Source organism: Stieleria sp., assembly GCF_041595215.1.
Lineage (GTDB): Bacteria > Planctomycetota > Planctomycetia > Pirellulales > Pirellulaceae > Stieleria > Stieleria magnilauensis.
On sequence record NZ_JBFHKV010001329.1, the window covers coordinates 1 to 2,028 of the forward strand.

Consider the following 2,028-nt stretch of genomic DNA (forward strand, 5'->3'; position numbering starts at 1 on the left):
AACGGACAAACCTTGCCGTCGCGATAGAAAGCGTACTCGGGACGACCGTCGGGACCGGGGATGCGGCAGATTGACATGGCAGGATGAAAGTTCGCGTGGAGGTTGGTTCAGTCGAATCATCCTGCACTGTTCCGGCCCGATTGCCAACCCGGCGACCGGCTGAACGCCGAGCCCGACGCAACCATCGAGACGAGCCATTGGGTCCCTCCGCAGTGTCGGTCAGACTGTGCTTCACGGCCCACCCGCATGCATCGTGGTCCCCTCACGATGCCCGCCGCGGTGACAAAAAACCTCAGCGGCGCAGAGTCGCTAGAAATCTGAAATCATCTGTTCACGCAGCTTCATCAATTCGATCACCATGTCGCTGTGCTCGCCGGCCAGATTCTGTTGCTCGCCCGGGTCACGCGACAAGTCCGCCAGAAAGAGTTTTTCTTTTAATTGACCGCCATTGACCTGCTGGGTCTGCGGCGGTGTGGTGTCGCGAGGATTGCCGATCAGCTTCCAGTGGCCACGGCGAACGGCCCACTGGGGCGAACGCCCGGCGCCCATTTGCCAATAGAATTGTTCACGCGGTGCGGGGGCGTTCTTGGCCAACACCTCAACCATCGAAACGCCGTCCAGCTTGGTCTTCGGCAACGCGACATCACACCACTGGGCGACGGTGGGGAACCAATCGCACGACGTGATGAACTGGTCACGGGTTTCCCCGGCCGGCAGCCGCCCGGGAAAGCGGACGACACTGGGCACCCGAATCCCGCCTTCGAACAGGGAGAATTTCGCGCCGCGATACGGACCCGCGTCGCCGCCCCCGCCGAACGCGCGAGTTTCTGTACTGTGCCCGTGATCGGGCTGATAGATCACAATCGTATTGTCCGCCAAACCACGCTCGTCCAAATAGTCCAGCACCTTTCCGATGTACTGGTCCATCGTCGACACAAAGGCGCAATACTCACGACGGGGTGTCGGCAAATCGCTGTAGTGTTCCAGCCACTCCGGCGTTCCCTGATACGGATAGTGCGGCGCGTTGAAGGCCCAATACAGCATCCACGGTTGATCGTCCGTTGAGTCGCCGGATTGTCGGTCGATGAATTGTTTGCATCGATCGACCATCAACTGTGGAAAGTACTCACCGGGGCGATGCACTTCGGTCCCGTTGTCCCACAAGTCGTGACGGTTCGGTCCCGACCAGTAAAAGAAGTGCGAAAAATTGTCGATGCAGCCTTCCAGGTGACCGAACCAGCGATCGAACCCTTGGCCGGCGGGATTGATCGTCTCGGTACGTCCCAAGTGCCACTTGCCCACGTGACCGGTCGCGTAACCCGACTGGCGAAACGCTTCGGCGATCGTGACCTCCTCGGTCTTCAGGTCACCGTTTCCCGGTTGTCCTGCTCGCGCCGGGTAACGCCCGGTCAGCAAACCGACGCGACTGGCCGAACACACCGGTGCGGCGGAATACATTTGGGTCAGCTTCAAACCCTGGCTCGCCAAGCGGTCCATGTTCGGCGTCATTAAATCCTTGGCGCCAAAACAACCCATGTCGATCGAACCTTGATCGTCACCATAGATGATCAGGACGTTGGGACGCTTCCCGTCCGCCACGTCTCCGATGGCAAGAGTCAGCGCAATCGTTAGCGCAATCGTCAGCAGCAAAAAAACAGTCTGTCGCATGGAGCGTGTCCGGTGGGAACGGTCGCGGGAAGGATGGACGCGATAGTTTACCCAAAATCCGACCATGCGTCCCGCTGGAGTCGATTCCAGCACGAGGCGTCAGCCAGTGGTTTCTAGCACGAGGCGTCAGCCAGTGGCGCGTGAAGACACACCGTTTCTTCTCGTGACGGCACGTAGCACCACACGAACAATTCGACAAGCTGGAAGCCCGCTCCCAAGAGCTATTCGCAGAACGCTGCCAACGCCTCCGCATTCGCATGGTCATCGAACACCGCGGCGATCGGGATCTGGAATCCTTCGACCACCCTCGACTCGATCGATCCGCCCGCCAACTTTTGAGCCAGGTGATAACCGCTCTCG

At 59.6% G+C, this 2,028-nt stretch carries 1 protein-coding gene; it reads right to left on the minus strand.

Features of this window, described 5'->3' with window-relative positions; all coding sequences use genetic code 11:
- Nucleotides 1-309: 309 nt before the first annotated feature.
- Nucleotides 310-1,668 (minus strand): sulfatase, encoded by a 1,359-nt coding sequence (locus tag ABX749_RS31010; protein WP_372899442.1) that lies wholly within the window; start codon nucleotides 1,666-1,668, stop codon nucleotides 310-312.
- Between the last annotated feature and the right edge of the window lie 360 nt (nucleotides 1,669-2,028).